Source organism: Pseudomonas chlororaphis (assembly GCA_001023535.1).
Taxonomy (GTDB): Bacteria; Pseudomonadota; Gammaproteobacteria; order Pseudomonadales; family Pseudomonadaceae; genus Aquipseudomonas; species Aquipseudomonas chlororaphis_E.
Window position 1 is genome coordinate 1,055,131 of sequence record CP011020.1, and the last position, 24,870, is coordinate 1,080,000.

The 24,870-nt window shown below is 61.2% G+C and carries 18 protein-coding genes, 1 tRNA gene and 2 rRNA genes (1 of these 21 only partly in view); 10 read left to right on the forward strand and 11 right to left on the reverse strand.

Going from position 1 to position 24,870, the window contains the following annotated elements:
• The first annotated feature begins 730 nt into the window (after nucleotides 1-730).
• The 3 genes from VM99_04550 (at nucleotide 731) to VM99_04560 (ending at nucleotide 5,000) form a co-directional block, all read left to right on the forward strand.
• Nucleotides 731-2,788 (forward strand): chemotaxis protein, encoded by a 2,058-nt coding sequence (locus VM99_04550; protein ID AKJ97355.1) that lies wholly within the window; start codon nucleotides 731-733, stop codon nucleotides 2,786-2,788.
• Between the two features lie 103 nt (nucleotides 2,789-2,891).
• Nucleotides 2,892-2,968, forward strand: a tRNA-Met gene (locus VM99_04555).
• Nucleotides 2,969-3,146: 178 nt separating this feature from the next.
• Nucleotides 3,147-5,000 carry a gamma-glutamyltransferase gene (locus VM99_04560; GenBank protein ID AKJ97356.1) on the forward strand — a complete coding sequence of 618 codons (1,854 nt, stop codon included), beginning with the start codon at nucleotides 3,147-3,149 and terminating at the stop codon, nucleotides 4,998-5,000.
• On the opposite strand, the gene VM99_04565 is transcribed toward VM99_04560, so the two are convergent.
• From VM99_04565 to VM99_04575, 3 genes are all read right to left on the reverse strand, one after another.
• On the reverse strand, nucleotides 4,982-5,215 hold the full coding sequence (locus VM99_04565) for a Cro/Cl family transcriptional regulator (GenBank protein AKJ97357.1): 234 nt from the start codon (nucleotides 5,213-5,215) through the stop codon (nucleotides 4,982-4,984). The two genes, VM99_04560 and VM99_04565, sit on opposite strands and share 19 nt — an antisense overlap.
• Before the next feature lie 7 nt (nucleotides 5,216-5,222).
• On the reverse strand, nucleotides 5,223-5,777 hold the full coding sequence (locus VM99_04570) for a membrane protein (protein AKJ97358.1): 555 nt from the start codon (nucleotides 5,775-5,777) through the stop codon (nucleotides 5,223-5,225).
• Nucleotides 5,778-5,870: 93 nt separating this feature from the next.
• Nucleotides 5,871-7,187 carry a chemotaxis protein gene (locus VM99_04575; GenBank protein AKJ97359.1) on the reverse strand — a complete coding sequence of 439 codons (1,317 nt, stop codon included), beginning with the start codon at nucleotides 7,185-7,187 and terminating at the stop codon, nucleotides 5,871-5,873.
• A gap of 215 nt (nucleotides 7,188-7,402) precedes the next feature.
• Here VM99_04575 and VM99_04580 point away from each other — a divergent pair, with 215 nt between their 5' ends.
• The 3 genes from VM99_04580 to VM99_04590 all read left to right on the forward strand — a co-directional run bounded on the left by VM99_04580 (nucleotide 7,403) and on the right by VM99_04590 (nucleotide 10,787).
• Complete coding sequence (locus VM99_04580) at nucleotides 7,403-8,821, forward strand: Short chain fatty acid transporter (protein AKJ97360.1); 1,419 nt, start codon at nucleotides 7,403-7,405, stop codon at nucleotides 8,819-8,821.
• Nucleotides 8,822-8,931: 110 nt separating this feature from the next.
• Nucleotides 8,932-10,092, forward strand: coding sequence for a hypothetical protein (locus VM99_04585; protein AKJ97361.1), 1,161 nt, complete (start codon nucleotides 8,932-8,934; stop codon nucleotides 10,090-10,092).
• A gap of 167 nt (nucleotides 10,093-10,259) precedes the next feature.
• On the forward strand, nucleotides 10,260-10,787 hold the full coding sequence (locus VM99_04590; protein ID AKJ97362.1) for a lysine methyltransferase: 528 nt from the start codon (nucleotides 10,260-10,262) through the stop codon (nucleotides 10,785-10,787).
• Between the two features lie 10 nt (nucleotides 10,788-10,797).
• On the opposite strand, the gene VM99_04595 is transcribed toward VM99_04590, so the two are convergent.
• Nucleotides 10,798-11,442, reverse strand: coding sequence for a carbonate dehydratase (locus VM99_04595; protein AKJ97363.1), 645 nt, complete (start codon nucleotides 11,440-11,442; stop codon nucleotides 10,798-10,800).
• A 127-nt stretch (nucleotides 11,443-11,569) separates the two neighbouring features.
• On the opposite strand from VM99_04595, the gene VM99_04600 reads away from it, so the two are divergent.
• On the forward strand, nucleotides 11,570-11,974 hold the full coding sequence (locus tag VM99_04600) for an HPr (protein AKJ97364.1): 405 nt from the start codon (nucleotides 11,570-11,572) through the stop codon (nucleotides 11,972-11,974).
• A 125-nt stretch (nucleotides 11,975-12,099) separates the two neighbouring features.
• On the opposite strand, the gene VM99_04605 is transcribed toward VM99_04600, so the two are convergent.
• Complete coding sequence (locus VM99_04605; GenBank protein AKJ97365.1) at nucleotides 12,100-12,552, reverse strand: alanine acetyltransferase; 453 nt, start codon at nucleotides 12,550-12,552, stop codon at nucleotides 12,100-12,102.
• On the reverse strand, nucleotides 12,545-13,306 hold the full coding sequence (locus VM99_04610) for an energy transducer TonB (GenBank protein AKJ97366.1): 762 nt from the start codon (nucleotides 13,304-13,306) through the stop codon (nucleotides 12,545-12,547). Before VM99_04610 ends, VM99_04605 begins: the two co-directional genes overlap by 8 nt.
• A gap of 219 nt (nucleotides 13,307-13,525) precedes the next feature.
• On the opposite strand from VM99_04610, the gene VM99_04615 reads away from it, so the two are divergent.
• From VM99_04615 to VM99_04625, 3 genes are read left to right on the forward strand one after another with little or no spacing between them, the layout of a single operon-like run.
• The gene (locus VM99_04615) at nucleotides 13,526-14,806 is read left to right on the forward strand and encodes a hypothetical protein (GenBank protein AKJ97367.1); all 1,281 of its coding nucleotides are present in this window, start codon (nucleotides 13,526-13,528) and stop codon (nucleotides 14,804-14,806) included.
• Nucleotides 14,796-15,497: a chromosome partitioning protein gene (locus tag VM99_04620; protein AKJ97368.1), complete on the forward strand. Its 702-nt coding sequence runs from the start codon at nucleotides 14,796-14,798 to the stop codon at nucleotides 15,495-15,497. The genes VM99_04615 and VM99_04620 overlap by 11 nt, the downstream gene beginning before the upstream one ends.
• On the forward strand, nucleotides 15,494-18,334 hold the full coding sequence (locus VM99_04625; GenBank protein AKJ97369.1) for a chromosome partitioning protein ParA: 2,841 nt from the start codon (nucleotides 15,494-15,496) through the stop codon (nucleotides 18,332-18,334). The genes VM99_04620 and VM99_04625 overlap by 4 nt, the downstream gene beginning before the upstream one ends.
• A 127-nt stretch (nucleotides 18,335-18,461) precedes the next feature.
• On the opposite strand, the gene VM99_04630 is transcribed toward VM99_04625, so the two are convergent.
• The 5 genes from VM99_04630 to VM99_04650 all read right to left on the reverse strand — a co-directional run.
• Nucleotides 18,462-20,765, reverse strand: a complete 2,304-nt coding sequence (locus VM99_04630; protein AKJ97370.1) for a mammalian cell entry protein — start codon at nucleotides 20,763-20,765, stop codon at nucleotides 18,462-18,464.
• Nucleotides 20,758-21,381, reverse strand: coding sequence for a paraquat-inducible protein A (locus VM99_04635; GenBank protein AKJ97371.1), 624 nt, complete (start codon nucleotides 21,379-21,381; stop codon nucleotides 20,758-20,760). The genes VM99_04630 and VM99_04635 overlap by 8 nt, the downstream gene beginning before the upstream one ends.
• Nucleotides 21,368-22,027, reverse strand: coding sequence for a paraquat-inducible protein A (locus tag VM99_04640; protein AKJ97372.1), 660 nt, complete (start codon nucleotides 22,025-22,027; stop codon nucleotides 21,368-21,370). The genes VM99_04635 and VM99_04640 overlap by 14 nt, the downstream gene beginning before the upstream one ends.
• A gap of 147 nt (nucleotides 22,028-22,174) precedes the next feature.
• A 5S ribosomal RNA gene (locus VM99_04645) occupies nucleotides 22,175-22,290 on the reverse strand.
• A 120-nt stretch (nucleotides 22,291-22,410) separates the two neighbouring features.
• A 23S ribosomal RNA gene (locus VM99_04650) occupies nucleotides 22,411-24,870 on the reverse strand (it continues 456 nt past the right edge of the window).

Consider the following 24,870-nt stretch of genomic DNA (forward strand, 5'->3'; position numbering starts at 1 on the left):
CAAATAACAATCGATCGCTGCTGCTTGTGCGACGCCCAGGCGAATGCCTTGCAGAGCGCGGCAATACAGCTATCCAGGAACATTTCAACGTGGCGGGTCGGGGCACGAATCCAGCTTTGCGCTTGCGCGCTGGACGCGCTATTCGAATCAAACCGAGGGCCTTATCTTGAGGAACAAGGGCGATCAGGGGCAAGAATGTGAACGCCTGCTTTTGCTGTAAGCACAAGTCACCTTTGAATAAGGCCGCAGAATCCATTCATACCCATAACCACGGCGGCAAATTAACACGGGCCTTATTTCTACAACATCAACTTAGGACTTATATAAATCAGTACTTTGGTCGCAATTGCACAGGGAAGTGGACCTGCTCGCGAAGGCGACGGTACCGGTTGGCGACGCTGGTTCAGCGGGTCATTTCGTGGGAAGCGGGCTCGCTCATCCAGAGTGCCATTTTTCAGTGCGATGAGGTGGCCCATCGAGGTGCAACAGCTCTGGAAAGAAATGCCCTGCAAACAGGGTGATAGCCCAACGCCATGGTCTGAATCTTGCCTTGTAAATGCTCTACAACGCGGCCCCTTACAAAGGGGACCGAGAATGGGAAGTTTCGCTACAGAGCTGGCCTACAGAGCCGATTTGGACAAACTTTCGAGGCCTTTTAAAAGGGCACCTGTTTCAGCACGCGTGTAAAAACGCACAAAAACAGTGCACAGGTGTTCAGGGGAGTATGGGCATGCAGGCTTTTCTATCACCGGGCATCAGATTGTTGGGGCGTTTCGGCTTCGCCCGTAAATTCCAACTGCTTTTCCTGCTTTTCATCCTGCCGCTCATGGGCAGTCTGTGGCTCATCGGCCAGGATTATCGGGACAAGCTCAGCCTGATTTCCGGGGAGCGCGCCGGGGTACGCCAATTGCTGGCCCTGGACAACCTGGACAATCTGCTCACCGCCCAGCGCAACCGTGCGGCGCGTTGGCGCGCCACGGAAACCAATCGTCAACCGACCCCGGCGACGCTGGCGGCCATGGCGGCGTTCGATGCCGTGCAACCGGCCCTCGTCCAGGCCGCCAATGACCTGGGCGCCACCTTGCAAGCCGAAGGTGCCGAGGCCGACACCCTCGCCCGCTTCCAGGCCCTGCACAACAGCCTCAACGGCCTGGATTCGAAAAGCCTCGGTGCCGTGGGCTGGTGGCCGGACGGCTATGATCGTTTCACCGCCGCCCTCAGTTCCCTGCAAGCGTTGCGTGAGCAGATGGTGATGGACAACCGCCTGAACCTCGCCTCCTGGCTGGAAACCTATCTGTTGACCCAGATCTCCACCCAGCAGACCCCGGATCTGATCGAACGGGTCGGTCGCCTGACCAGCGTCGGCCAGGCTTCGGTGGTATCGGGTCAGTTCTCCTTGCAGAGCCGCCTGCAACTGCGAGACCTGCGCAGCCGCATCGGCGACGCCCGGGACCAACTGGTCAAGACCGGCGCGCTGCTGGAAACGCGCCTGCCCAGTGATTTGCAGACCTGGGCCGGCCAGTACCAGGGCAGCCTCAAGAACCTGGATGCCGGCTTGAAAGTGCTGGATGACGGGGTATTCGGTGGTTCCATCACGCTCAAGCCGGACGCCTTCGAGAAACACATGGACACGCTGCTGGCCGACCTGGCGACCCTGCGCCAGCAATCGCTGGTGGCCCTGGATACGCGGCTGGACCACTACCACGGCTCGGCCGTCCGCCAGTTCGCCCTGGTCGCAACGGTGCTGGGCTGCCTGCTGTTGGCGGCGCTCTACCTGTTCGTTTGCCTGCAAGCGTCGATCCGGCGCAGCGCCAGCGGCATCACCCTGCTGGCCGAAGCCCTGCGTGACGGCAATCTCAGCCTGCAAGTGCCGGTTCAAGGACGCGACGAACTGGCGGCCATCAGCACCGCGCTCAACGTCGCCGTGGTGCAGTTGCGCAACAGCCTGCTGGGGGTGGACCACGAGACGTTGCAGTTGAGCAATGCCGTGCGCACCCTCAACACCCACTCCAGCGGTGCCTTGGGCGAAGTCGAAGCCCAGCAGATGCAGATCAGCCAGATTGCCGCCGCGGCCACACAACTGGCGGCGACGTCCCAGGGCGTCGCGAAAAGTTGTGAGCAGGCCTCCGACAGCGCCCAGCAAACCCGACGCATCGCCACCGACAGCAGCCGCGACAGCCAGCGCACCACCACGAGCATCCAGCAACTCAACCAGCGCCTGAACGACACCGCCGCCGCGCTGGGCCGGGTCAGCGAGCAGGGGCAACAGATCCAACTGGTGGTCGACACCATCCGCGGCGTGGCCGAACAAACCAACCTGCTGGCCCTCAACGCCGCCATCGAGGCCGCTCGCGCCGGGGAACAGGGCCGTGGTTTCGCCGTGGTGGCCGACGAGGTCCGCAGCCTGTCGCAACGGACCCAGTCGTCCACGCAACAGATTGCCGCCACCGTCGACAGCCTGCGCGCCACGGTCGACGAAGCGGTCAGCCTGATGGAAGCGGCCTGTGGCCAGGCCCAGACCGATGCGCAAGCCGTCACCGGCCTGGGCGAACGCCTGGGGGAAATTGCCAGCGCCGTGCAGAGCGTCACCGATACCCTGGCGCAAATCGCCACCGCCGTGGATGAACAGGCCAGCACTGCCGACGAGGTCAGCGGTAATATCCAGCAAGTCGACCAGGCTGCGATGCGCCTCCTGGAAGGCGCCCGCGCGGTGAACCTGGCAGCAGACACCCTGAGCCAGGGAAGCCAGGCCTTGAGTGCCAACACAGGGAGATTTCAACTCGGTTGACGGGCATTTGCAGCGAGGATGGATAAGCAGTTGAAAGCGCAGAGAAATATTTCAGATTTACGCTTGACACTTCTTCGTTAGCGGCGAATAATGCGCGCCACTTGGCTACATAGCTCAGTTGGTTAGAGCATAGCATTCATAATGCTGGGGTCCGGGGTTCAAGTCCCTGTGTAGCCACCAAGTACTAAAAACGGCTTATCGAAAGATAAGCCGTTTTTTTATGCCTCGAGAAAAGCATTGGCCCCAGCCTTTTTGCAGCAGCCGCGAACCCACTCGTTACACGCCCGCTCCGACAGCCGCTGATTTGCGCCACACGCCTCGCATCGCTACAGTCGATCTCCCTACCCCTGACCCACGGATGGAGCGACACGTGCCCACACATCAGCCATCGAACCTTCAACGCCTGTCAGCCGTTTCGCTGCTGGCTGTAGCCCTGGCCCTCGTCGCCTGCAAGGCCCCACCCTCCTCGACGACACCGGCATTGCCCAGCGCGCCGGAGATCGCTTCCGGCTACCGCACCGATCTGCAAACCCAACATGCCACCCGGCACATGGCGGCCGCGGCCAACCCGCTGGCGGCCGAGGCCGGGCGAGAAATGCTGCGGCGCGGCGGTTCGGCCATCGATGCGGCGATTGCGATGCAAGCAGTGCTGACGCTGGTAGAGCCGCAATCTTCGGGCATCGGCGGCGGTGCGTTTATCGTGCTGTGGGATGGCAAGGCCGTGCGCACTTACGATGGTCGCGAGACGGCACCGGCCGGCGCCACGGAAAAGCTTTTCCTGCAAGCCGACGGCAAGCCCATGGGGTTTACCGCCGCCCAGATCGGCGGTCGCTCGGTGGGAACGCCAGGAGTACTACGGGCCTTGGAACTGGCCCATCGCAAACACGGCCGGCTGAAATGGGCGACGCTGTTCGAGCCGGCCATCGCCTTGGCGGAACAGGGTTTCGCGATCTCGCCGAGATTGCATTCAATGATCGCTGCCGATCCGTCCTTGCCGGGCTCACCGGACATGGCGAAGTATTTCCTGAATGCCGATGGCAGCCCGAAAGCGGTCGGCACCCTGTTGAAAAACCCGGCACTGGCCGGTGTGCTCAAGCGCATCGCCAACGAAGGTGCCGACGCGTTGTACCAAGGCCCCGTGGCCGAAGAGATCGTCGCCAAGGTCCGTGCCCATGCCAATCCCGGCAGCCTGTCGCTGGACGACCTCAAAAGCTACACCGCCCAGGAGCGGGCGCCCCTGTGCACCGACTACAAACGCTGGCAGGTCTGCGGCATGGCGCCACCGTCCTCCGGCGGGATCGCCGTGGCGCAAATCCTCGGCACCTTGCAGGCCCTGGAGCAGCGCGACAGTCGCCTGGCCCTTGCGCCCCTCAAACCCCACAAGACCGATAAGCCGGCCGGCATCGAGCCCGCGCCCGAAGCGGTGCACCTGATCGCCGAGGCCGAACGCCTGGCTTATGCCGATCGCGCGCAATATGTCGCCGACTCGGACTTTGTCCCCGTACCGGTCAAAGGCCTGGTGGATCCCGGCTACCTGGCCAGCCGTGCCAGCCTTATCGGCCCTCGCAGCATGGGTGTCGCCAAGCCGGGCACACCGCCGGGCATCCAGGTGGCCTATGCACCGGACCGCTCGCCGCTGCGTATCTCCACGTCCCAAGTGGTGGCGGTGGACGATCAGGGGGGCGCCGTGTCCATGACCACCACGGTGGAGTCGGCGTTCGGCTCACACTTGATGGTCCAGGGGTTCATGCTCAACAACCAGATGACCGACTTCTCGTTCATTCCCGAAGAGAACGGGCAAAAAGTTGCCAACCGCGTCGAGCCTGGCAAGCGTCCGCGTTCCTCCATGGCTCCGACGCTGATCTTCGATCGCCAGAGCGGTGAGTGGATGGCCACCGTCGGCTCACCGGGCGGCTCGCAAATCATCGAATACGTTGCCAAGTCGGTGATCGGCTTGCTGGACTGGAACCTTGACCCGCAAAGCGCCATCAACCTACCCAACTTCGGCAGCCGCAACGGCCCTACCGAACTGGAGCAGGGCCAGTTCAGCCCGACGCTGATCCAGGCACTGAAAGACAAAGGCCACGCGGTCAGCGAAATCGACATGACCAGCGGCACCCAGGCAATCGTCCGGGTGCGTGATGCCCAAGGGAAAGCCGCGTTGGCCGGCGGCGCGGATCCACGCCGCGAGGGTCAGGCGCTGGGAGACTGATCGCCCTCGCCCGGCGGTTGGTAGACCAGCAGGTCGCCAGGCTGGCAGTCCAGGTAGCTGCAAATGGCTTCGAGGGTCGCCAGGCGTATGCCCTTGACCTTTCCTTGTTTGAGCAAGGAAAGGTTGGCTTCCGTTATGCCGATACCGGCGGCCAAGTCCTTGGATTTGACCTTGCGCAGCGCCAGCATCACATCAAGTTGAATCACGATAGGCATGGGGATCTCAAACGAAGGTTCGGTTTTCTGAATCGACTTCACTGGCCTGGGACAGTATCCGGGCAATGATCGCAATACAGGCCGCGAGAAACAAAGCGACAAACGACGGCGCGGTCACGCTGAGGGTCAGCAGGCGCTGGCCGACCGGCGCGTGGATCGTCACCAGCAGGCTGAGGAACGGCTCGCAGAGGAAATCCAGCAGTACCCACAACGCGACCGCACGCCCGGCCCTGCCCAGATACACCGCGGCTTCGCTGGAAAAATACAGGCCCTGGGCGTAGCGCTTGAACAGTTGGCGCAGGTTCGCCAGCCCGAGTGCCAGGGCCAGCAACGGGATACTCGACAAGAGGATGGCGCCCAGGCGTTGCCAACCGGCCAAGTGCATCGCTTCTTCGGACATGCTCGACAGCTGACGCTCAGTCAGGGCGAAACCCAGGCCATAACGTGCGGCCACCTCGGGAAACAGCCAGGCGCCAGTGTTGACGACCATCATCACGACAATGAAGACAAGCGTGATGGCGGCCATGCGCTGGCTGTAAGAGGCAAGACGATTCGATGACATGTGAGGGCTCCATCAATAAAGGAAGCCCAAAACATAGCCACGAAATTATCGCAATACAATAATTAATATGTAAAAAACAATAACTTCATGGCATCAGGTGGACAGCTGGTTGGCGAACTGGCTCACCGCATCGACCACCTTCTTCGCCCCGTCCTGGATCTCGACGATCACCGACCCCGCTTCGGCGGCCAGGGCCAGGCCTTGCTCGGCCTGGTGCTGGCCGTCGGTCATCAGCGCCACGGCGTTGCGCGCCATGTCCTGGTTCTGGCGAACCACGCCGACAATCTCATCCGTCGCCTGGCTGGTACGCGATGCCAACTGCCGGACCTCATCGGCCACGACCGCAAAGCCACGGCCCTGCTCGCCGGCCCGGGCCGCCTCGATCGCGGCGTTGAGCGCCAACAGGTTGGTCTGTTCGGCGATGCCGCTGATGGTCTTGACGATGGTCCCGATCACCAGGGACTGCTCATTGAGTGCTTCGATGCCTTCGCCGGCGGTTTGCATGTGCCGGGCCAGGTCGCGCATCACATCCACCGCCTGGGTCACCACCGTGGTGCCGCGCTGGGCGCTGTTATCGGTTTGCAACGAGGTGCTGTAGGCGATGTTGGCGGCCTCGGCGACGGCTTTTTCCTGGTTGACCTGATCGGTGATGTTGGTGGCGAACTTGACCACCTTGTACAACCGCTCGTTGGCGTCGAGCACCGGGTTGTAGGACGCCTCCAACCAGACTTCGCGACCGTTGCTGTCAATGCGCTTGAAGCGACCGGCGACGAACTCACCACTGTTCAGGCGCTTCCAGAAATGCTGGTAAGACGGGCTGTTGTATTCCTCCGGCTCACAGAACATGCGGTGATGCTTGCCCTTGATCTGCGCCAGGTTGTATCCCATGGCATTGAGGAAACGGTCGTTGGCCGACAGCACGTGGCCCTCCAGGTCGAACTCGATCACTGCCGTGGAACGCACGAGCGCACCGATCAGGTTTTCATGCTCGCGCGAACCCTCGATCGTGCGGGTCAGGTCGTTGGAGTACATCGAGAAAAAACGGATCCGTCCCTCGGCATTGAGTACCGGTTGCAGGATCGAACGCAGCCAGGCTTCCTGGCCGTTGCCACGCAAAATACGTACGGCACCGGAAAAATGCTCGCCACGGGTCAGCGCCGTCTTGAAGCGAAGCTGGAACTCGTTGGATCTCAGATAGGCCGGGACCAGGTCCTCGACCGGACGGCCGATCAGGTCCTGGCTCCGGTACTGCATTTGATCGAGAAAGTTCTGATTGACCGTCTGGATGCGTCCGTCGACATCCAGGGTCATGGCCAGCATTTCTCGATCCAGGCTTTCCTTTACCTGCATGAGACTGGACAGTTCTTGGCGAAGAGCCAACAGCTCCTGCTTCAGGCGATTGTTGAACATATAGCATGCTCCAGGCAGGAGAGTTGACAGTTCCTTTCCCTTGCCATCGGCCCGGCAAATTTTTTCTGAAGAGTACCGTTGGTCGGCGGTGAATATTCCTGCCGGCTCGCGAACCACGGCCCCGCTTTCATGGTCAGTGGATTGTTCTACCGTTGTCGGAGCCTCACCGCTCCAGAGCCCCCTCAAGACCAATCATAAAAATCGAGGTAACGACCGTGACCACCGACATCGAAGACAGCCGTAGCGCCCGCTTCGCCTTGCACTGTTCCAGTTTCGCCGAGCGCTGGTTCCCCGACTCCTGGGTCTTCGCCGCGCTGGCGGTATTGGTGGTCGCCGTGGCAACGCAATTCATCGGTGCCACGCCCACGGCGGCGGCCATGGCCTTCGGCGATGGGTTCTGGAGCCTGATCCCGTTCACCATGCAGATGGCCTTCGTGGTCATCGGCGGCTATGTGGTCGCCAGCTCGCCGCCGGCCGTGAGGTTGATCGATCGCCTGGCGCGGATCCCGGGCAATGGACGCTCCGCCGTCGCCTGGGTGGCCTTGATCTCGATGGTCGCCTCGCTGCTCAACTGGGGGCTGTCGCTGGTATTCGGCGGCCTGCTGGTACGTGCCCTCGCCCGTCGTACCGAGTTGAAGATGGATTATCGCGCCGCCGGTGCCGCCGCCTATCTGGGACTGGGGGCGGTGTGGGCCCTGGGACTGTCGTCGTCGGCCGCGCAGTTGCAGGCCAACCCGGCGAGCCTGCCGCCGTCGATTCTGTCGATCACCGGGGTGATTCCATTCACCCAGACCATTTTTCTCTGGCAGTCCGGGGTGATGCTGCTGGCGCTGATCGTGATCTCGTTGATCGTCGCCTACGCCACCGCCCCAGGGCCGAACAGCGCCCGCGACGCCGCCGCGTGCGGCATCGATCCGAGCTTCAGCATGCCGGCGTTGCAACCTCGCACCCGGCCCGGCGAATGGCTGGAGCACAGCCCGCTGCTGACCATCGCCCTGGTGCTGCTGGCCGCTGGCTGGCTGTTCCATGAGTTTTCGACGAAGCCGGCGATCAGCGCCATCTCCGGGCTCAATACCTACAACTTCCTGTTCCTGATGCTGGGCGCGCTGTTGCACTGGCGGCCCCGCAGTTTTCTGGACGCCGTGGCCCGCGCGGTGCCGACCACCACCGGCGTGCTGATCCAGTTTCCGCTGTACGGCTCGATTGCGGCGTTGCTGACCACGGTCAAGGGTACTGATGCCCAGACGCTGGCCCACCACATCTCGACCTTTTTCGTACAAGTCGCGTCCCATGACACCTACGCTTTGCTGATGGGCGTCTACTCGGCGGTGCTGGGATTCTTCATTCCCTCGGGCGGTGGCAAGTGGATCATCGAGGCGCCCTACGTCATGCAGGTGGCGAATGACCTGAACTACCACCTGGGCTGGGCGGTGCAGATCTACAACGCGGCCGAAGCCTTGCCGAACCTCATCAACCCCTTCTACATGCTGCCGCTGCTGGGCGTGCTGGGGCTCAAGGCCAGGGACCTGATCGGGTTCTCGTTCGTGCAATTGCTGGTGCACACGCCCCTGGTGCTGGCGCTGTTGTGGGCGCTGGGAACGACGTTGTCTTATTTGCCGCCAGTGATGCCATAAAGCCATAAAAAAACGCTGATATTTCCCTTGGCCCACTGTTTCTTCAGCTCGGTCTGTTTCAGTATGGAGACACCCTATCGAGGGGTCTCCACGCTGAAAAGGATCTGAGCATGTCAAAACTCGCCGTATGTTCTCTTGCCGCCCTGGCCTTCAGTGCCGCCGCCCACGCGGCCGATATCGATGTACAGCTGGGCAGCACCGAACGCGTCACCCGCCTCTTCGCCTACCCCAACAACTGCAACGTCATCTGCTTCCGCAACTGGACCCTGGAGCAGACCGTCGAGCACTACCTGACCCAGAGCGTGCAGCGCGACGGCTATGGCACGGCCAAGGTCAGCGTCAAACGCGACAAGGACAAGGTTTACGCCCACATCAGCGGAGTGCCCAAGGGCTATGGCCAGCCGTTGACGGCGCTGCTCAATGCCGGAGACCTGGCCTACACCGGCGCGACGAAACTCAACAGCGAGAAGAAATGGGCCTACAACTGGTACCTGTTCCTACCTCTGGGCATGGCCCTGGAAAACCGCAAGAGCATCGAACTGCTGCACTTCCCGCCGGATTACTCCCTGACCCAGGCCCAGGATTACCTCGAGTCGGCCACCACTGACCGCTGGGCCTCGCTGCTGACCGACAACGGCGTCCCCGCCGCGCAGACGCCGGGCTACCAGACCATCATCGACATCGCCCCCATCGCGGCCCCGTCCAACGCCGGCCAGACCCTGGAAGGGCTCTACGGTTACTTCAACGCCTACCAGACCACCATGGTCAAGCAGTTGACACAGACCACCGGCGGCGCCTCGCTGCCCATGGTGGCCTTCGGCGCTCCCGTGCGGAACTGGATCAAGACCCAGTACGGCCAAACCGTGAACGTGCTCGGCCTGGCAACCATCACGCCGGCTGGCGGCACCCCGGTCCCGGTGCTGGGCTCCAATCATCCGAGCTATATCTGGTATGCCGCCGACAAGGACAACTACGACGGGGATGAAGCCAAGGCCGATGCGGCGGGCCTGAAGGTCATGGGCCAGGACCTGAGCGCGGCCTGCTGGCAAGCCGGCATGGGCAGCAAGCCGGGCACCGACCCGACCACGCAGTTGAACCAGTGCACGCAGACCTGGCAAGTCACGCAAAAGGAGAAGACCTGCGAGCTGTTCTACACCACGATTCGCAAGCTGACTCCGGAAGAAGCGGCTAAAACCTGCGATACGCCGGCGATCAAGACGCAACTTCCGCAACTCAAGGCACCGATGCCGTTGCCTGCCGAACCGGTATAAGCCAAAGCCCTTTGCCTCTGTCAGCGCGCGCTGACAGCGGCAAGCGCTCGGCGCGCCTGTCAGAGTTGACAGTAGCCATCAGGCAGGACTTGGGGGAAGCTGTGGAGTACGACGAGTGTTGGCAGGATCGCCGGCGCTGAAAGCTTACCTTGCAGACAAGGACAGTCATGACCACTTCCAGTCCATATCAAGCCCGTTCGCGGATCGGGGATTGCATCTATCCCCAAAAGGCACTCAGTACGCGACTGCAGTATCCCTCGGCCCGGGATTTTCAAGTCCTGCGGACAGCGGACGGACGCGGTTTCGCCGTCATCACTCAGCGAAACTTCGCCCCCATGGAACGCATCTGCCGGGTTTCGGGGCTACTGGTGGGCCGACGAGGCCCGCATACACTGCAGATATTGCCGGACGTGCACATGTACGACCCGCACTTCGCCGGCCTGTTGGAGCATTCCTGCAATCCGAACGTCTTTCTCGACATGAGCGAATTGTGGCTGTGGGCCCTGACCCGCATCGTCAGGGGCGACGGCCTGACCACCGACCGCGCCAGCACCGAACAGAAGCTGTATCGCCAGTTTGCCTGTCGGTGCGGTTCGTCCAACTGTCACGGTTGGATCACAGGTTATGACGAACCGCCCAACGAGCAGGGGATGGAGTTCCTACAGCACTGGCGCCATCGGTGTCATCGCGATTGACCCGCCGAGGTCACGGCGCGCCGACGGGACGCAACCGATACTGCGGCGGCAACTGCTCGAAACCACTGATGGTGGTGTCCAGGCTTTTCCAGCGCCCATCCTTGATGCCGTAGATGCAACCGTGGATCGACAGCTTCTGCCCGCGATGCCAGGCGTTCTGGACAATGCTGGTATGGCCGACGTTGGCCACCTGCTGGATCACGTTGAGCTCGCACAGGCGATCCACGCGCTCCTCTTCGGTTGGCAATTGGGCCAGCGTCTCACGGTGCTCGTAGTACAGGTCGCGGATCGAGCGCAGCCAACCGTCGATCAGGCCCAACTGGCGGTCCTGCATCGAGGCCCGCACGCCACCACAGCCGTAGTGGCCGGTCACCAGGATGTGCTTGACCTTCAGCACGTCCACCGCGTACTGGATCACCGACAGGCAATTGAGGTCGGTGTGCAACACCACGTTGGCCACGTTGCGGTGGACGAACAGGTCGCCCGGCAACATGCCGACGATTTCGTTGGCGGGCACCCGCGCGTCGGAACAGCCGATCCACAGGTACTCCGGGGTCTGCTGACGAGCCAGCTTGGCGAAGAAGTCAGGATCCTCCTGCTTGATCGCATCGGCCCAGCGCGCGTTGTTATCAATCAGATCTTGTAATTCGTTCATGCTTCTTGCCCTCGAGAATAGTGCGCAACTTTGACAGCCGACAGGCTGTAGAGGTCACTTCGGTGACGCCGTTGGAATTCTCGGCACCGCGGCGGGTCCACCCAGTAACACAGTATGAGGAATTGCCATGAATGATTCACGACGTCCCTTCGACGCAGCGCAGCCGGAACCGATCGACGACAACGAAGACCGCATGGGCTCGATGCACGAGCTGGCATTCGACGACGAACAGCCCAGCGCGAAGATCGGCGACGAGCTGCCGGAAAACGAGCGCGAACACCTGATGCCCCGTGAGCGGGTGCGCGAAGCGGGCCTGACCGGCGCCTCGACGGATGATCACCAGCCGACCGACGACGACCTGAGCCCCGAGACCCTGATTCGCGAAGACGGCGCCCGGGATGCCCTCGAAGCGGGCGACGATGGCCAGGCGGATTGGGACCTGAGCGTGGTGGATGAGGATGACATCGGTGGCGGCGATGGCCTGGACGAGGCCGAAATGTCCGACATCGATCCGCTGGATGGTAAGCGCTAGACCTCTCATGTGGGAGCGGGCTTGCTCGCGAATGCGGTGTGTCAGTTAACGAGTCTTTCGGCTGACACACCGCATTCGCGAGCAAGCCCGCTCCCACAAGGGCATGCGTCATGCCCGTTGGACCATCAATCCACCAGCGTGCACGCCATGACCACTGCGTCTTCACGCCCGCCCACCGCCGGGTAGTAATCGCGGCGCCGGCCGATTTCGTTGAAACCGTAGCGCTCATACAGCCGAAACGCCGTGCGGTTGCTGTCGCGCACTTCCAGGAAGCACTCCCGGGCCTCGGCCTTGTAGGCGATGGACATGAGGTGTTCCAGCAGGCGCAAGCCCAGGCCGCGGCCCTGGTTTTCCGGCTTGACGGTGATGTTGAGCAGGTGCGCCTCATCCAGGATGATCTGGACCACGCCATGACCCACCTGCTGCTGGCCTTCGAACATCAGCCAGATCTGGTACTTGCCCAGCCCGTCGAGAAAGATGCCCCGGGTCCAAGGGTGGCTGTAGGCGGCGTATTCGACTTTCAGCACAGCGTCGAGGTCCGCCTCGGTCATCGGGCGGAACGATACAGCGTCACTCATTCGATTCTTTCCAACGCGCCATCAGCCGGCGCATGGCTTGCCAGACGTCAGCCTTGCGCTGTGGCGTTTCCATTAACAGTTCCAGCCCGGGCAACGCCCAGGCCGAGCCCAGGCCTTCGACCTGCAGTTCGCGATTGAATGCCTGCGCGTCTGCCTCGCCGGCGAACTTCACCGCCGGCAGGCCGATCAGCCACAGGCACACGCAGGGCTCGTCCTCGAGCCGGGCCGAGACAAATCCCTGGACGAAATCCCGCGCCGCCTCCGGCCCCTGGTCCAGTGCCCCACGGGACAACAGCGGCCAGCGCACCGGCTCGCCGATGATCTGCGGGCTGTCCGGCAGGCCGGCGGCGCGCAGCATGTCCTTGAGCAGCAGGTAGGCCGGGTCTCGGCTCTGGAACGGCTCGCCGGTGGGCAACTCCACCAGCAGCAGGCAACGTCCCGCGCGCAGCAGTTGCAAGGCGAACCGCGGTGGCGCGACCGGAGGGGCCTTGTCCGGGGCCGCGGCCTCTTCGGCCTCTTCCATCGGCTTGGCGTTGGTACGAGTCGAGGCCAGGCTCGGACGCGGCACTTCGATTTTCGGCCGCTCGGGTTTAGGCCGCTCGGGCATCGGCACCGACGGTTCGGCGGGCGCCCGGGCCACCGGCATCGCCGGCACCGGCGCAACGTCCAGCGGCTCGGGCGTGTCCAGCAGCTCGGGCCGCGACGGGGCGGCGAAGGGCAATTCGGTACGCGGCAGCCAACTGACCACCTGCATGGCGGTCAGATAGGCGCGGCGACGAGACTCGATAAGCAAGGGTCGGCCACTTGTGGATAACGGAAAGTGGGAGGGATTCTACCGCCCTTCGACGCGGATCGCTTCCCTGTTGAGCCAATAGTTGGGCGATCCGCACGACAGTCCGTCTCAGGGGTGAATCGCAACCGGCCCGATGCAGTACAATCGCCGCTTTTAATTGCCAACCCGACGGCCATTGCGATGATCGAACCCAAGCGCGTCTTGCGCGCCCTCGCTGAACACTGGGCATTGCTGGAACCTTTGTGCGAGCACTTCGACCAGGGCACCCTGAGCCTCAACGAACTGCGTTCACAACTGGCCGCCCAACAACTGGACAGCACGCCCCAGGACATCACCAACCTGCTGGACGTGTGGATCCGCCTGGACATCCTGGTGCCGGTGGCAAAAAGCCCGAACCGCTTCGAACTGAACGCCCAGATCCACGATTTCCTCGCCTACCTGCGTCGCGAACACCGCCTGGGCCTGTGCCTGGAGATCGAAGCCTACCTGCGCCACCTCGAACGCCTGGCCGGCTATATCCAGGACGCCTTCGACGTGCGCGACGGTAATGACCTCGCCCGCCAACTGCGGCTTCTGGACATGCGCGTGCGCGACGTCCTGAAGAAACTCGCCAATGACGAACAGGCCCTGGTGGCCGTGGCCGAACGCGCCAAGACCAGCGACCGGCAGATCCCGCTGCGCCAGCGTTATGCCGAAGTCCTGGCAACCTGGGACGAATACGTCGAGCCGATGATCCAGCTGGTAAACGCCGACGGTGCCTTCGAGCAGGGCGTGCGCAAGGTCGAGAACGTGCTGTTGCGCATGCTCACCGAACAACAGCGCCTCGGCCACCTGGTGGACGACGACATGCTCCTGCGCACCCACGCCCGTATCCTCGAGATGCAGACCAGCGCCCAGTTGACCCTGCGTCATGCCCGTGAACTGTTGCTGCCGCTGCGCGAAGAAGCCCGCCGTCACAACGCCGTGACCCGTGGCGCCGCGCTGGCCCTGGCCGCCATTCGCCGCAAAGGCCTCGATGCCGTGCCCCAGGCGGCCATGCCGCTGTTCACCCGGCCGCAAAGTACCTTCCTCGGCAGTGCCAGCCAGGTGGAAGCCTATGTCTACGCCCTGGCCCGCTTCGAGCCGAAACCGGCGCGCTTCCCCAAGTCCCACAAGACCCACAAGGGTGGCGACGCCCCACGCGCGCCGCGCACCGCACGCGAGATGGTCGAGCGCTGCGAAGAGGCGCTGCCGATGCCGGACCTGATGACCTGGCTGCTGGAGCAGGAACCGGACAGCGCCACCGACGAATTGCTGTACTGGTTCTCGCGCCTGTCGCGGGAAAAACGTTTCAAGCGCGAGCGTCTGGAACGCCGCGAATACTACACTCACGAGCATCAGGTCAGCCTGCGCTCCTTCGCCCTGCTCTCGGCCCGCGACAACGCTGCCGAGGATTCTGCGAGCATCCCCCATGCATCTTGATCTATCCGAACTGTCCCAGCTGGCGCCGATCTTCCGCGAGCTGTTCAAGGGCTACCACGTCAGCCGGCGCGACCCTGAGTTGTACGCCCAACTGTCCAACTTCCAGGACCAGTACCGCACCTTGTTCAAGGCCTTGGGCTTCGAACTGGTGTGCGACACCCGCGGCTTTTATTACTTCGTGCCGGACCTGGCTGCCGCGGCGGTGAACAAGACCGCCCAGCGCCTGGCCCTGTTCACGTTCATCCTGGTCGAACACCTGGCCGACCAGGGCCGCGACCCGATCGCCGTGCTCGATGGCGGCAGCCTGGGCCGCGATGAGCTGCCTTCGTTGCTGGAAAAGTACCGCGACCTGTTCATCCAGGCCGAAGTCCAGACCCAGGAAGAACTGGAAGAGAAAATCATGCGCCGCATGACCCAGCTGGGTTTTGCCAGCGAAGACAACGGCGTGTACCGCTTCTTGCCGCCGATGCACCGCTTCCTCGACGTCTGCCTGTCGGTCCAGCAGGACCGTGACCTGGCCGCCAGCGTGCACAGCGTGCTGCCGTTGCCGGCGCCGGTGCTGATCGACGAAGACAGCGACGAGAAACTGCTGCAGACCGACGACCCGCTCGACCTGGCCCCTTTTGAAGACGAGAGCGAAGAAGATGCACTGGCCCGCGCCATTGCCGAAGAACAGGAGACCGACGCATGAGCCAGGAACGCTACGGCATCCGCCGCTTCGCCCTTTTGAACACCGCCGGCTACAGCCTCGGCCTGTTTCCGCTGGAAGAACCGCTGTCGGTGTATGGCGCGAACAACCTCGGTAAATCCGCCTCGATCAACGCCTTGCAGTTCCCGATTCTGGCGCGCATGTCGGACATGAGCTTCGGCAAGTACAGCCTGGAACAATCCCGGCGTTTCTACTTTGCCTCGGACACCAGCTACATCCTCGTGGAAGTCGCCCTGCCCCATGGCCCGCACGTCATCGGCGTGGTCGGTCGCGGCCCTGGCGGCGGTTTCGGCCACCAGTTCTTTGCCTACGCCGGCAAGCTGGACCTGGCTCACTACCAGAAAGATGACACCTGCCTGCGCCAGAAGGAATTGTTCACCAACCTTGAGCGCGAAGGCCTGAAAGCCTATGAACTCAAGCCGGATGAGCTGCGGCGCCTGCTGGTGGGTGGCCACACCTCGATTCCTCTGGACCTGACGCTGATCCCGCTGCGCTCCACCAGCGAGCAGAGCCTCAAGACCTTCCGCGCACTGTTCATCAACCTGCTGCACATGCGCGAAATCACCGCGGCCAAGCTCAAGCAACTGTTCCTCGACGCGTTCGAACACAGCCTGCGCTCCGGCAGCGTGGACTACATTGCCGCGTGCGAAGAAGCGTTCCGTGACGTACGACGCATGGAACAGGACTACAACTCCCTGGTGGCCGCCGGCCCATTGGTGGAAGCCCTGGCCAATGGCGTGAAGCAACGCGACATCCTGCGCGGCAAACTGCATCGCCTGTCGCCGCTGCTCGACTCGCTGCTCGGCACCTGGTCGGACTACGCCAGTGCGCGCAAGGAAGAGTTGACCCTCCAGGCCGAACACTACCGTAACGAGCAGGACGCGCTGCAAAACGACCAGCGCGGCGGCACCCAGGAACTGATGCGCCTGGAGCGGGAAATCACCGGCATCCAGCGCTGGCTCGGCGAACTCTCGGTGCTCAAGCATCGGTTTGCCCTGGTCGATGACGTCAAGGTCCTGGAGCAGCAGTTGCTCGCCGCCAAGGACGCCCACGACGAGCTGGCCGGCGCCCTGGCCCAGTCCCGGCAGTTCAGCGCCGAGGACCTGGACGAGCGTCTGCGGGACCTGGAAAAGCGCCTGAAGTCAGTCAAGCAGCAACTCGATCACGCCGACAACAACAGCTATGCGCGCCTGCGCGAGGAATTCTCCCAGCAGGACGTCGAACGCCTGATGCGCCTGTTCAACAGCGCCCTGTTCAGCTTGCCACTGGGCGAGCACGGCATCGCGTTGGACGAGGACGGTCAATGGGTCAAGTCCCTGGAGCTGATCCTCGACGGCTTCAAGGGTGAACGCTTCGAAGTGCCGGGCCTGGCCATCGACCTGTCCCACATCGAGCCTCCCGCCCTGCAGGCACTGGCCGACCGTGCCGCGTTGCGCGACCAGAAGGAACGCCTGGAAAAAGAACTCAAGCAGCTCAAGACCCAGCAGGCCGTCGCGGCCGACCGTGCGGCGAGCAAGACCCAGACCGAAGCGCTGTACCAGCAGGTCCTGGACGCGCAGAAAGCCCTGGAAGACTTCCGTCGCACCCAGACACTGAGCGCCGAGGAAGGCGAAAAGCTGGAACAACTGGCGCAGATGGAAGCCGCCCAGGACGAGCTCAAGCGTTCCAGCGATGCCTTCACCGAACGTGTCCAGCAACTCTCCGCCAAGCTGCAATTGGTGGGCCGCCAGATCGCCGACATGGAAGCCAAGCAGCGCACTCTCGACGACGCCCTGCGTCGCCGCCAGTTATTGCCGGCGGACCTGCCGTTCGGCACGCCGTTCATGGACCCGGTCGACGACTCCATGGACAACCTGTTGCCGCTGCTCAATGACTACCAGGACAGCTGGCAAGGCCTGCTGCGGGTCGATGGCCAGATCGAAGCGCTGTACGCCCAGGTACGCCTCAAGGGTGTCGCCAAGTTCGACAGCGAAGACGACATGGAGCGGCGCCTGCAACTGCTGATCAACGCCTATGCCCACCGTACCGACGAAGCCCTGACCCTGGGCAAGGCACGGCGCGCGGCGGTGACCGACATCGCCCGGACCCTGCGCAACATTCGCAGCGACTACGACAGCCTCGAACACCAACTGGCCCTGTTCAACCGCGAGATCAACAAGCGCCAGGTGTCCAACCTGCAGAGCTTCCGTATCGTCCTGGCGCCGAACAAGGAAGCCCTCAAGCATATCGACCAGATCATCCACAGCGCCGGCCAGTACGAGGAAGGCGAAACCCTGTCGGTGTTCGACCTCAGCCAGAGCGCGGAACAGGACAACAAGAACGAAGAGGCCAAGGAATACCTGGCGCGCCTGGTGGCGGCGAACCACAACCAACTCGGCCTCAAGGACCTGTTCGAACTGGCCTTCGAGATCACCAAGGTCAATGGCCAGCCCGTCATCCACACCGACATCGACGGTGCGGCGTCCAACGGCACCACCATGACCATCAAGGCGCTGACCAACATGTACCTGTTGCTGCACCTGATGGACCGTGAACAGGCCGGTCGCGTGCGCTTGCCGTACTACCTGGACGAAGCAGCAGACATCGACGAAAAAAACCAGGCCGCACTGCTGGAGACCAGCCTGCAGCTGGGCTTCGTGCCGATCCTGGCGAGCGTGAAGCCGCAGGTCTGCGCCAGTGTCGCCATCGATCTGGAAGGTGGCAGCGGCCCGAGCGGGATCTACATCGACGAGGCGGACTGGAAGTACATCCGTCGCCGCGATGCGGTCAAAGCCACGGTGAACGCACAGGCCGACGAGCCGGAGCTGGACCCGGTGTGAGGTGAGTCGCCGGGCATGAAAAAGGCCGTGATCCATGGATCGCGGCCTTTTTTATTGCTCGGTGTTTTTGTTCAGGCCCCCTGGCGAGCAGGTGATCCCTTGTGGGAGCGAGCCTGCTCGCGAACCCCTACTTATCGATCTTGATCTTGGGTGCCCAGGTCAGCCATTCATCTTCGAATTTATCGAACAGTGCGAAGGTCTGCTCCGGTCGTGCCGGGCTGCCCATCCGCTCGCCATCCGGCGTGGCGAAGGCGATACCGCCCTGGAGCAGGGTCTCCAGCGATTCGGTGCGCACCGTTGCGCCTTTGAACAAACCGAAGTCCAGGCCAAAGCCACTGCTGTTCCAGAATCGCGTGCCGCTGCGCACCAATGGCGCGTACTTGGGTTCGATCAGGATATGGATCAATACCCGATCCGCGGTCTGGCCCAATTCATATCCCGTGACCTTGCCCACCGTGATTTCGCGGTAGGTCACCGGCACGCCGATCTTCAACGAGCCACGGCGAGCCGCACTCAATACCAGGCTCAGGCCGGCTTCTGGCACGGCCGTTTCCGGTGGATTGGCAAGGGCCACGAAGTTCTTCTGTGGCCCCAGGTTCTTCGCCGAAGGTTGCACCTCGATGTACTGGCCGCTTACCAAGGTCTCCAGGTTGGAGGTCTTCATCAAGCCCAACTCGGGCTTGACCACCCAGAACTGCGAACCGACCCGGGCGATGCGCTCCGGCACTTCGGTGATCCGCGCGCTGAGCAGCACCGATTGCATATCGGCGCTCAGATCCACCGTTTCGATCTTGCCCACATCCAACCCTTTGAAACGGATCGGCGTGCCGCTGCGCAAGCCATCGGCGCGATCGACCTTGATCGTCACCAGAGTGCCTCGCTGTTGTGCCGCTTCACGGTCTTCGAACAGGCGGAAGCGTGGGATCCGCCGTTTCAGCGGCACATTCGGCTCCGGAGTCTCAAAGGAAATCCCGCCGGCCATCAGGCTTTGCAGGGACTCGCTCTTGACCTGGATACCGCCCGTCAAGCCGCCCGTGAGGGTGATGCCACTGGCGTTCCAGAAACGTGTCGAGCCGTTGACCAGTCCTTCGTATTCCTTCTCGATGTGCACACCGATGATCAACTGCTTTTTCTTGCGTGAGAACTGGTAGCTCTGCACCGAACCGACCTTGACCTGTTTGTAGAGGATCGGGCTGCCGACCTCCAGCGATCCTAGGTTCTCGGTGAGCAGGACCAGGTGCAGCCCGGGTGAACGCAGGTCCAGCGGCGGCGCCTTGGCTCGCGCCTCGAACTCACGCTGCGGCGCGCCCCCCTTGTCCCCGGGGCGCACGGCAATGTAGTTACCCTTGACCAACGCTTCCAGGCCGGTGATCCCCGCCAGGGAGATCGATGGCTTGACCACCCAGAACTGGGTGCCGGTGACCAGGTAATCTTCAGCCAGCGGATCCATGGTCAACTCGGCCGTGGCGCTGGACAGGTCCGGATCGACCTTGAGGTTCTTCAGGCTGCCGACCTGGATGCCTTTGTACATTACCGGCGTACGGCCGGCCTGCAAGCCTTCGAAGTCGCTGAGCTTGACCTTCACGCGGATGCCCGCGGCAGCGGCGTCAAAGTCTTCGTAGAGCCTGAACGGCAGGCTCGGGTCTGTCGGCGGACTGTCCTTGCGGCCTTCGGGCGTGGCGAATGCAATACCACCGGCCACGATGCTCGCCAGGGACTCACTACGCACCTTTACGCCCGACAGGTTGGCGTCGATGCTGATGCCGCTGGCGTTCCAGAAACGCGTGTGCTTGCGCACCAGGCTGGCATAGGTCGGCTCGATGAACACCTTGATCTCGACGGTGCTCTGATCCTCGGACAGCAGGTAGCTTTTCACCTGGCCGACCTGGATCTGTTTGTAGAACACCGGACTGCCGCGGTTCAGCGAACCCAGTCGGTCGGCCTTGATGGTCAAGTGCAACCCCGGCTTGGAATCCGACAGCGGCGGTTCCTCCGCCAAGGCCTTGAACTTGCGGGTCGACTCCCCTTCACCGGGGCTGATCGCCACGTAGTTGCCCGACACCAGGGTTTCCAGGCCGGTGATACCGGCCAGGCTGACGCTCGGCTTGACCAGCCAGAAACGCGTTCCGGTCTTCAGGTATTGCTCGACGTCCTTGTTCATCTCAACGGTGGCGATCACGCCTTTGGAGCTGCCTTCATCGTCCAACGTCAGGGTCTTCACCTTGCCCACCGACATGCCCTTGTAGACGATTTCGGTCTTGTTGGCCTGGATGCCTTCGCCGCTTTCGAAGCGTACGTTGATCTCGATCCCGGTGTCGTTGTAGGCCCGCCAGCCGAGCCAGCCGCCGATGATCAGGGCAATCAACGGCAGGATCCAGATGGCCGACCAGTTCGAAGCCGGTCGGGTTTTTGCGGTAGGCAAATCAGTCATGGTCGTTATCCGACTCCGTGTTATCCCAGATCAGTCGGGGATCGAAGGTTACTGCGGCAATCATTGTCAAAATCACTACGCTGGCAAAAGCGATGGCCCCCAGCCCGGCTTCGACACTGGCAAGGCGACCGAAATTCACCACCGCCACCAGGATGGCGATCACAAAGATATCCAGCATCGACCAGCGGCCGATGAACTCGATGAAACGGTACATGAGGATGCGCTGGCGCGCCGACATCGGCTGGTGCCGTTGTACGGAAAACAGCAACAGGGCAATCCCCACCAACTTGAACGTGGGCACAACGATACTGGCGATGAACACCACTGCGGCGATGGGGATCATGCCGTGCTGCACCAGCTCGATAACGCCGGCCATGATCGTGCTCGGGGCACCCTGGCCCAGCGAGTTGATGGTCATGATCGGCAGCAGGTTGGCCGGAATATAAAGAATCGCGGCAGTGATCAACAACGCCCAGGTCCGCATCATGCTGTCCGGACGACGGGGATGAACCCGTGCGCCGCAACGGGTGCAGGTTTGCTTGTCGGTCTCGGGGTCCTGTCGATTCAACTCATGGCATTCCGTACAGATCAGAATGCCTGCATCAATCGCCCGCATGGTCATCCTCTCCTGATAACGCTTGCCAGATCTGATGCGGTGACATCGCCACTTCCAACCAGACCTGGACCAGCAACAAACTGATAAAGCACACCAGGCCGAGCCCTACGGTGATGGCCGCCATGTCCGCCAGCTTGACGATGGCCACCAGCACGCCCATGAGATAGACCTCGAGCATCCCCCAGTCGCGCAGATGGTGATAAATGCGATACAGCAACAGCCCATAGCTACGCCCGATATTCAGGCGAATGGTCAACAACACAAGCAATTGACAAAGCAGTTTGAGGAGCGGAATGCCCATGCTGCACAGGAACACCACCACCGATATGCCCTGCATGCCCGTATCGAACAGGCCGACTACACCGCTCCAGACGGTGTCCTGGGAGGACTGCCCGAGCAGGTTGAGCTGCATGATGGGTAGGAAGTTGGCCGGCACGTACAACAGCAGCGCGGCGATAACCAGGGCAAGACTGCGTTCGACGACATTGTGCCGGTGTGCGTAAAGCTCATATCCGCAACGGGGACACTCGGCTTTTTCGCCATGGGCCAGCCGAGGCTTGCGCATCAACAGGTCGCATTCATGGCATGCCACCAGATCGTTCAGGGGTAGATCTGACAATCTCTCGGTGTCTGACGGATCGGGCATAAAGCGCTCTGGCTCAGCTAAGGAAGGGCTATTCTAGTGCCCTCGCTGGTAAATAACCGTGCAAATTTATCACGAGCTTCCACTGGTGTTTTATGGCGGGCAAAACAAAACCCCAACTGCTTTCGCAATTGGGGTTTCGGAATTTAATCTTGACGATGACCTACTCTCACATGGGGAAACCCCACACTACCATCGGCGATGCATCGTTTCACTGCTGAGTTCGGGATGGGATCAGGTGGTTCCAATGCTCTATGGTCGTCAAGAAATTCTTGAGCCAGCGCGCTTTTCAGCGTTCCAGCAAATCGGGTATGTGATCAGGTGTGAGCCGCAAACTTTCGGTTCGTTTCGTCTTCACCACACCGCAATCTGGCTTTCTAAGCGCAAATTGCTTGGGTGTTATATGGTCAAGCCTCACGGGCAATTAGTACAGGTTAGCTCAACGCCTCACAGCGCTTACACACCCTGCCTATCAACGTCGTAGTCTTCGACGGCCCTTCAGGGAGCTCAAGGCTCCAGTGAGATCTCATCTTGAGGCAAGTTTCCCGCTTAGATGCTTTCAGCGGTTATCTTTTCCGAACATAGCTACCCGGCAATGCCACTGGCGTGACAACCGGAACACCAGAGGTTCGTCCACTCCGGTCCTCTCGTACTAGGAGCAGCCCCTCTCAAATCTCAAACGTCCACGGCAGATAGGGACCGAACTGTCTCACGACGTTCTAAACCCAGCTCGCGTACCACTTTAAATGGCGAACAGCCATACCCTTGGGACCGGCTTCAGCCCCAGGATGTGATGAGCCGACATCGAGGTGCCAAACACCGCCGTCGATATGAACTCTTGGGCGGTATCAGCCTGTTATCCCCGGAGTACCTTTTATCCGTTGAGCGATGGCCCTTCCATACAGAACCACCGGATCACTAAGACCTACTTTCGTACCTGCTCGACGTGTCTGTCTCGCAGTCAAGCGCGCTTTTGCCTTTATACTCTACGACCGATTTCCGACCGGTCTGAGCGCACCTTCGTACTCCTCCGTTACTCTTTAGGAGGAGACCGCCCCAGTCAAACTACCCACCATACACTGTCCTCGATCCGGATAACGGACCTGAGTTAGAACCTCAAAGTTGCCAGGGTGGTATTTCAAGGATGGCTCCACGCAGACTGGCGTCCACGCTTCAAAGCCTCCCACCTATCCTACACAAGCAAATTCAAAGTCCAGTGCAAAGCTATAGTAAAGGTTCACGGGGTCTTTCCGTCTAGCCGCGGATACACTGCATCTTCACAGCGATTTCAATTTCACTGAGTCTCGGGTGGAGACAGCGCCGCCATCGTTACGCCATTCGTGCAGGTCGGAACTTACCCGACAAGGAATTTCGCTACCTTAGGACCGTTATAGTTACGGCCGCCGTTTACCGGGGCTTCGATCAAGAGCTTCGCGTTAGCTAACCCCATCAATTAACCTTCCGGCACCGGGCAGGCGTCACACCCTATACGTCCACTTTCGTGTTTGCAGAGTGCTGTGTTTTTAATAAACAGTCGCAGCGGCCTGGTATCTTCGACCGGCGTGGGCTTACGCAGCAAGTGCTTCACCCTCACCGGCGCACCTTCTCCCGAAGTTACGGTGCCATTTTGCCTAGTTCCTTCACCCGAGTTCTCTCAAGCGCCTTGGTATTCTCTACCCAACCACCTGTGTCGGTTTGGGGTACGGTTCCTGGTTATCTGAAGCTTAGAAGCTTTTCTTGGAAGCATGGCATCAACCACTTCGTCACCCAAAGGGTAACTCGTCATCAGCTCTCGGCCTTGAAACCCCGGATTTACCTAAGATTTCAGCCTACCACCTTAAACTTGGACAACCAACGCCAAGCTGGCCTAGCCTTCTCCGTCCCTCCATCGCAATAACCAGAAGTACAGGAATATTAACCTGTTTTCCATCGACTACGCTTTTCAGCCTCGCCTTAGGGACCGACTAACCCTGCGTCGATTAACGTTGCGCAGGAAACCTTGGTCTTTCGGCGTGGGTGTTTTTCACACCCATTGTCGTTACTCATGTCAGCATTCGCACTTCTGATACCTCCAGCAAGCTTCTCAACTCACCTTCACAGGCTTACAGAACGCTCCTCTACCGCATCACTTACGTGATACCCGTAGCTTCGGTGTATGGTTTGAGCCCCGTTACATCTTCCGCGCAGGCCGACTCGACTAGTGAGCTATTACGCTTTCTTTAAAGGGTGGCTGCTTCTAAGCCAACCTCCTAGCTGTCTAAGCCTTCCCACATCGTTTCCCACTTAACCATAACTTTGGGACCTTAGCTGACGGTCTGGGTTGTTTCCCTTTTCACGACGGACGTTAGCACCCGCCGTGTGTCTCCCATGCTCGGCACTTGTAGGTATTCGGAGTTTGCATCGGTTTGGTAAGTCGGGATGACCCCCTAGCCGAAACAGTGCTCTACCCCCTACAGTGATACATGAGGCGCTACCTAAATAGCTTTCGAGGAGAACCAGCTATCTCCGAGCTTGATTAGCCTTTCACTCCGATCCACAGGTCATCCGCTAACTTTTCAACGGTAGTCGGTTCGGTCCTCCAGTCAGTGTTACCTAACCTTCAACCTGCCCATGGATAGATCGCCCGGTTTCGGGTCTATTCCCAGCGACTAGACGCCCTATTAAGACTCGCTTTCGCTACGCCTCCCCTATTCGGTTAAGCTCGCCACTGAAAATAAGTCGCTGACCCATTATACAAAAGGTACGCAGTCACAGAACAAAGTCTGCTCCCACTGCTTGTACGCATACGGTTTCAGGATCTATTTCACTCCCCTCTCCGGGGTTCTTTTCGCCTTTCCCTCACGGTA

Bases quoted from the DNA above. Each gene is read 5' to 3' on its own strand.
- VM99_04550 (AKJ97355.1), top strand. From the start codon at position 731: ATGCAGGCTTTTCTATCACCGGGCATCAGATTGTTGGGGCGTTTCGGC.
- VM99_04560 (AKJ97356.1), top strand. From the start codon at position 3,147: ATGGAGCGACACGTGCCCACACATCAGCCATCGAACCTTCAACGCCTG.
- VM99_04565 (AKJ97357.1), bottom strand. From the start codon at position 5,215: ATGCCTATCGTGATTCAACTTGATGTGATGCTGGCGCTGCGCAAGGTC.
- VM99_04570 (AKJ97358.1), bottom strand. From the start codon at position 5,777: ATGTCATCGAATCGTCTTGCCTCTTACAGCCAGCGCATGGCCGCCATC.
- VM99_04575 (AKJ97359.1), bottom strand. From the start codon at position 7,187: ATGTTCAACAATCGCCTGAAGCAGGAGCTGTTGGCTCTTCGCCAAGAA.
- VM99_04585 (AKJ97361.1), top strand. From the start codon at position 8,932: ATGTCAAAACTCGCCGTATGTTCTCTTGCCGCCCTGGCCTTCAGTGCC.
- VM99_04590 (AKJ97362.1), top strand. From the start codon at position 10,260: ATGACCACTTCCAGTCCATATCAAGCCCGTTCGCGGATCGGGGATTGC.
- VM99_04595 (AKJ97363.1), bottom strand. From the start codon at position 11,442: ATGAACGAATTACAAGATCTGATTGATAACAACGCGCGCTGGGCCGAT.
- VM99_04600 (AKJ97364.1), top strand. From the start codon at position 11,570: ATGAATGATTCACGACGTCCCTTCGACGCAGCGCAGCCGGAACCGATC.
- VM99_04605 (AKJ97365.1), bottom strand. From the start codon at position 12,552: ATGAGTGACGCTGTATCGTTCCGCCCGATGACCGAGGCGGACCTCGAC.
- VM99_04610 (AKJ97366.1), bottom strand. From the start codon at position 13,306: ATGCAGGTGGTCAGTTGGCTGCCGCGTACCGAATTGCCCTTCGCCGCC.
- VM99_04615 (AKJ97367.1), top strand. From the start codon at position 13,526: ATGATCGAACCCAAGCGCGTCTTGCGCGCCCTCGCTGAACACTGGGCA.
- VM99_04620 (AKJ97368.1), top strand. From the start codon at position 14,796: ATGCATCTTGATCTATCCGAACTGTCCCAGCTGGCGCCGATCTTCCGC.
- VM99_04625 (AKJ97369.1), top strand. From the start codon at position 15,494: ATGAGCCAGGAACGCTACGGCATCCGCCGCTTCGCCCTTTTGAACACC.
- VM99_04630 (AKJ97370.1), bottom strand. From the start codon at position 20,765: ATGACTGATTTGCCTACCGCAAAAACCCGACCGGCTTCGAACTGGTCG.
- VM99_04635 (AKJ97371.1), bottom strand. From the start codon at position 21,381: ATGCGGGCGATTGATGCAGGCATTCTGATCTGTACGGAATGCCATGAG.
- VM99_04640 (AKJ97372.1), bottom strand. From the start codon at position 22,027: ATGCCCGATCCGTCAGACACCGAGAGATTGTCAGATCTACCCCTGAAC.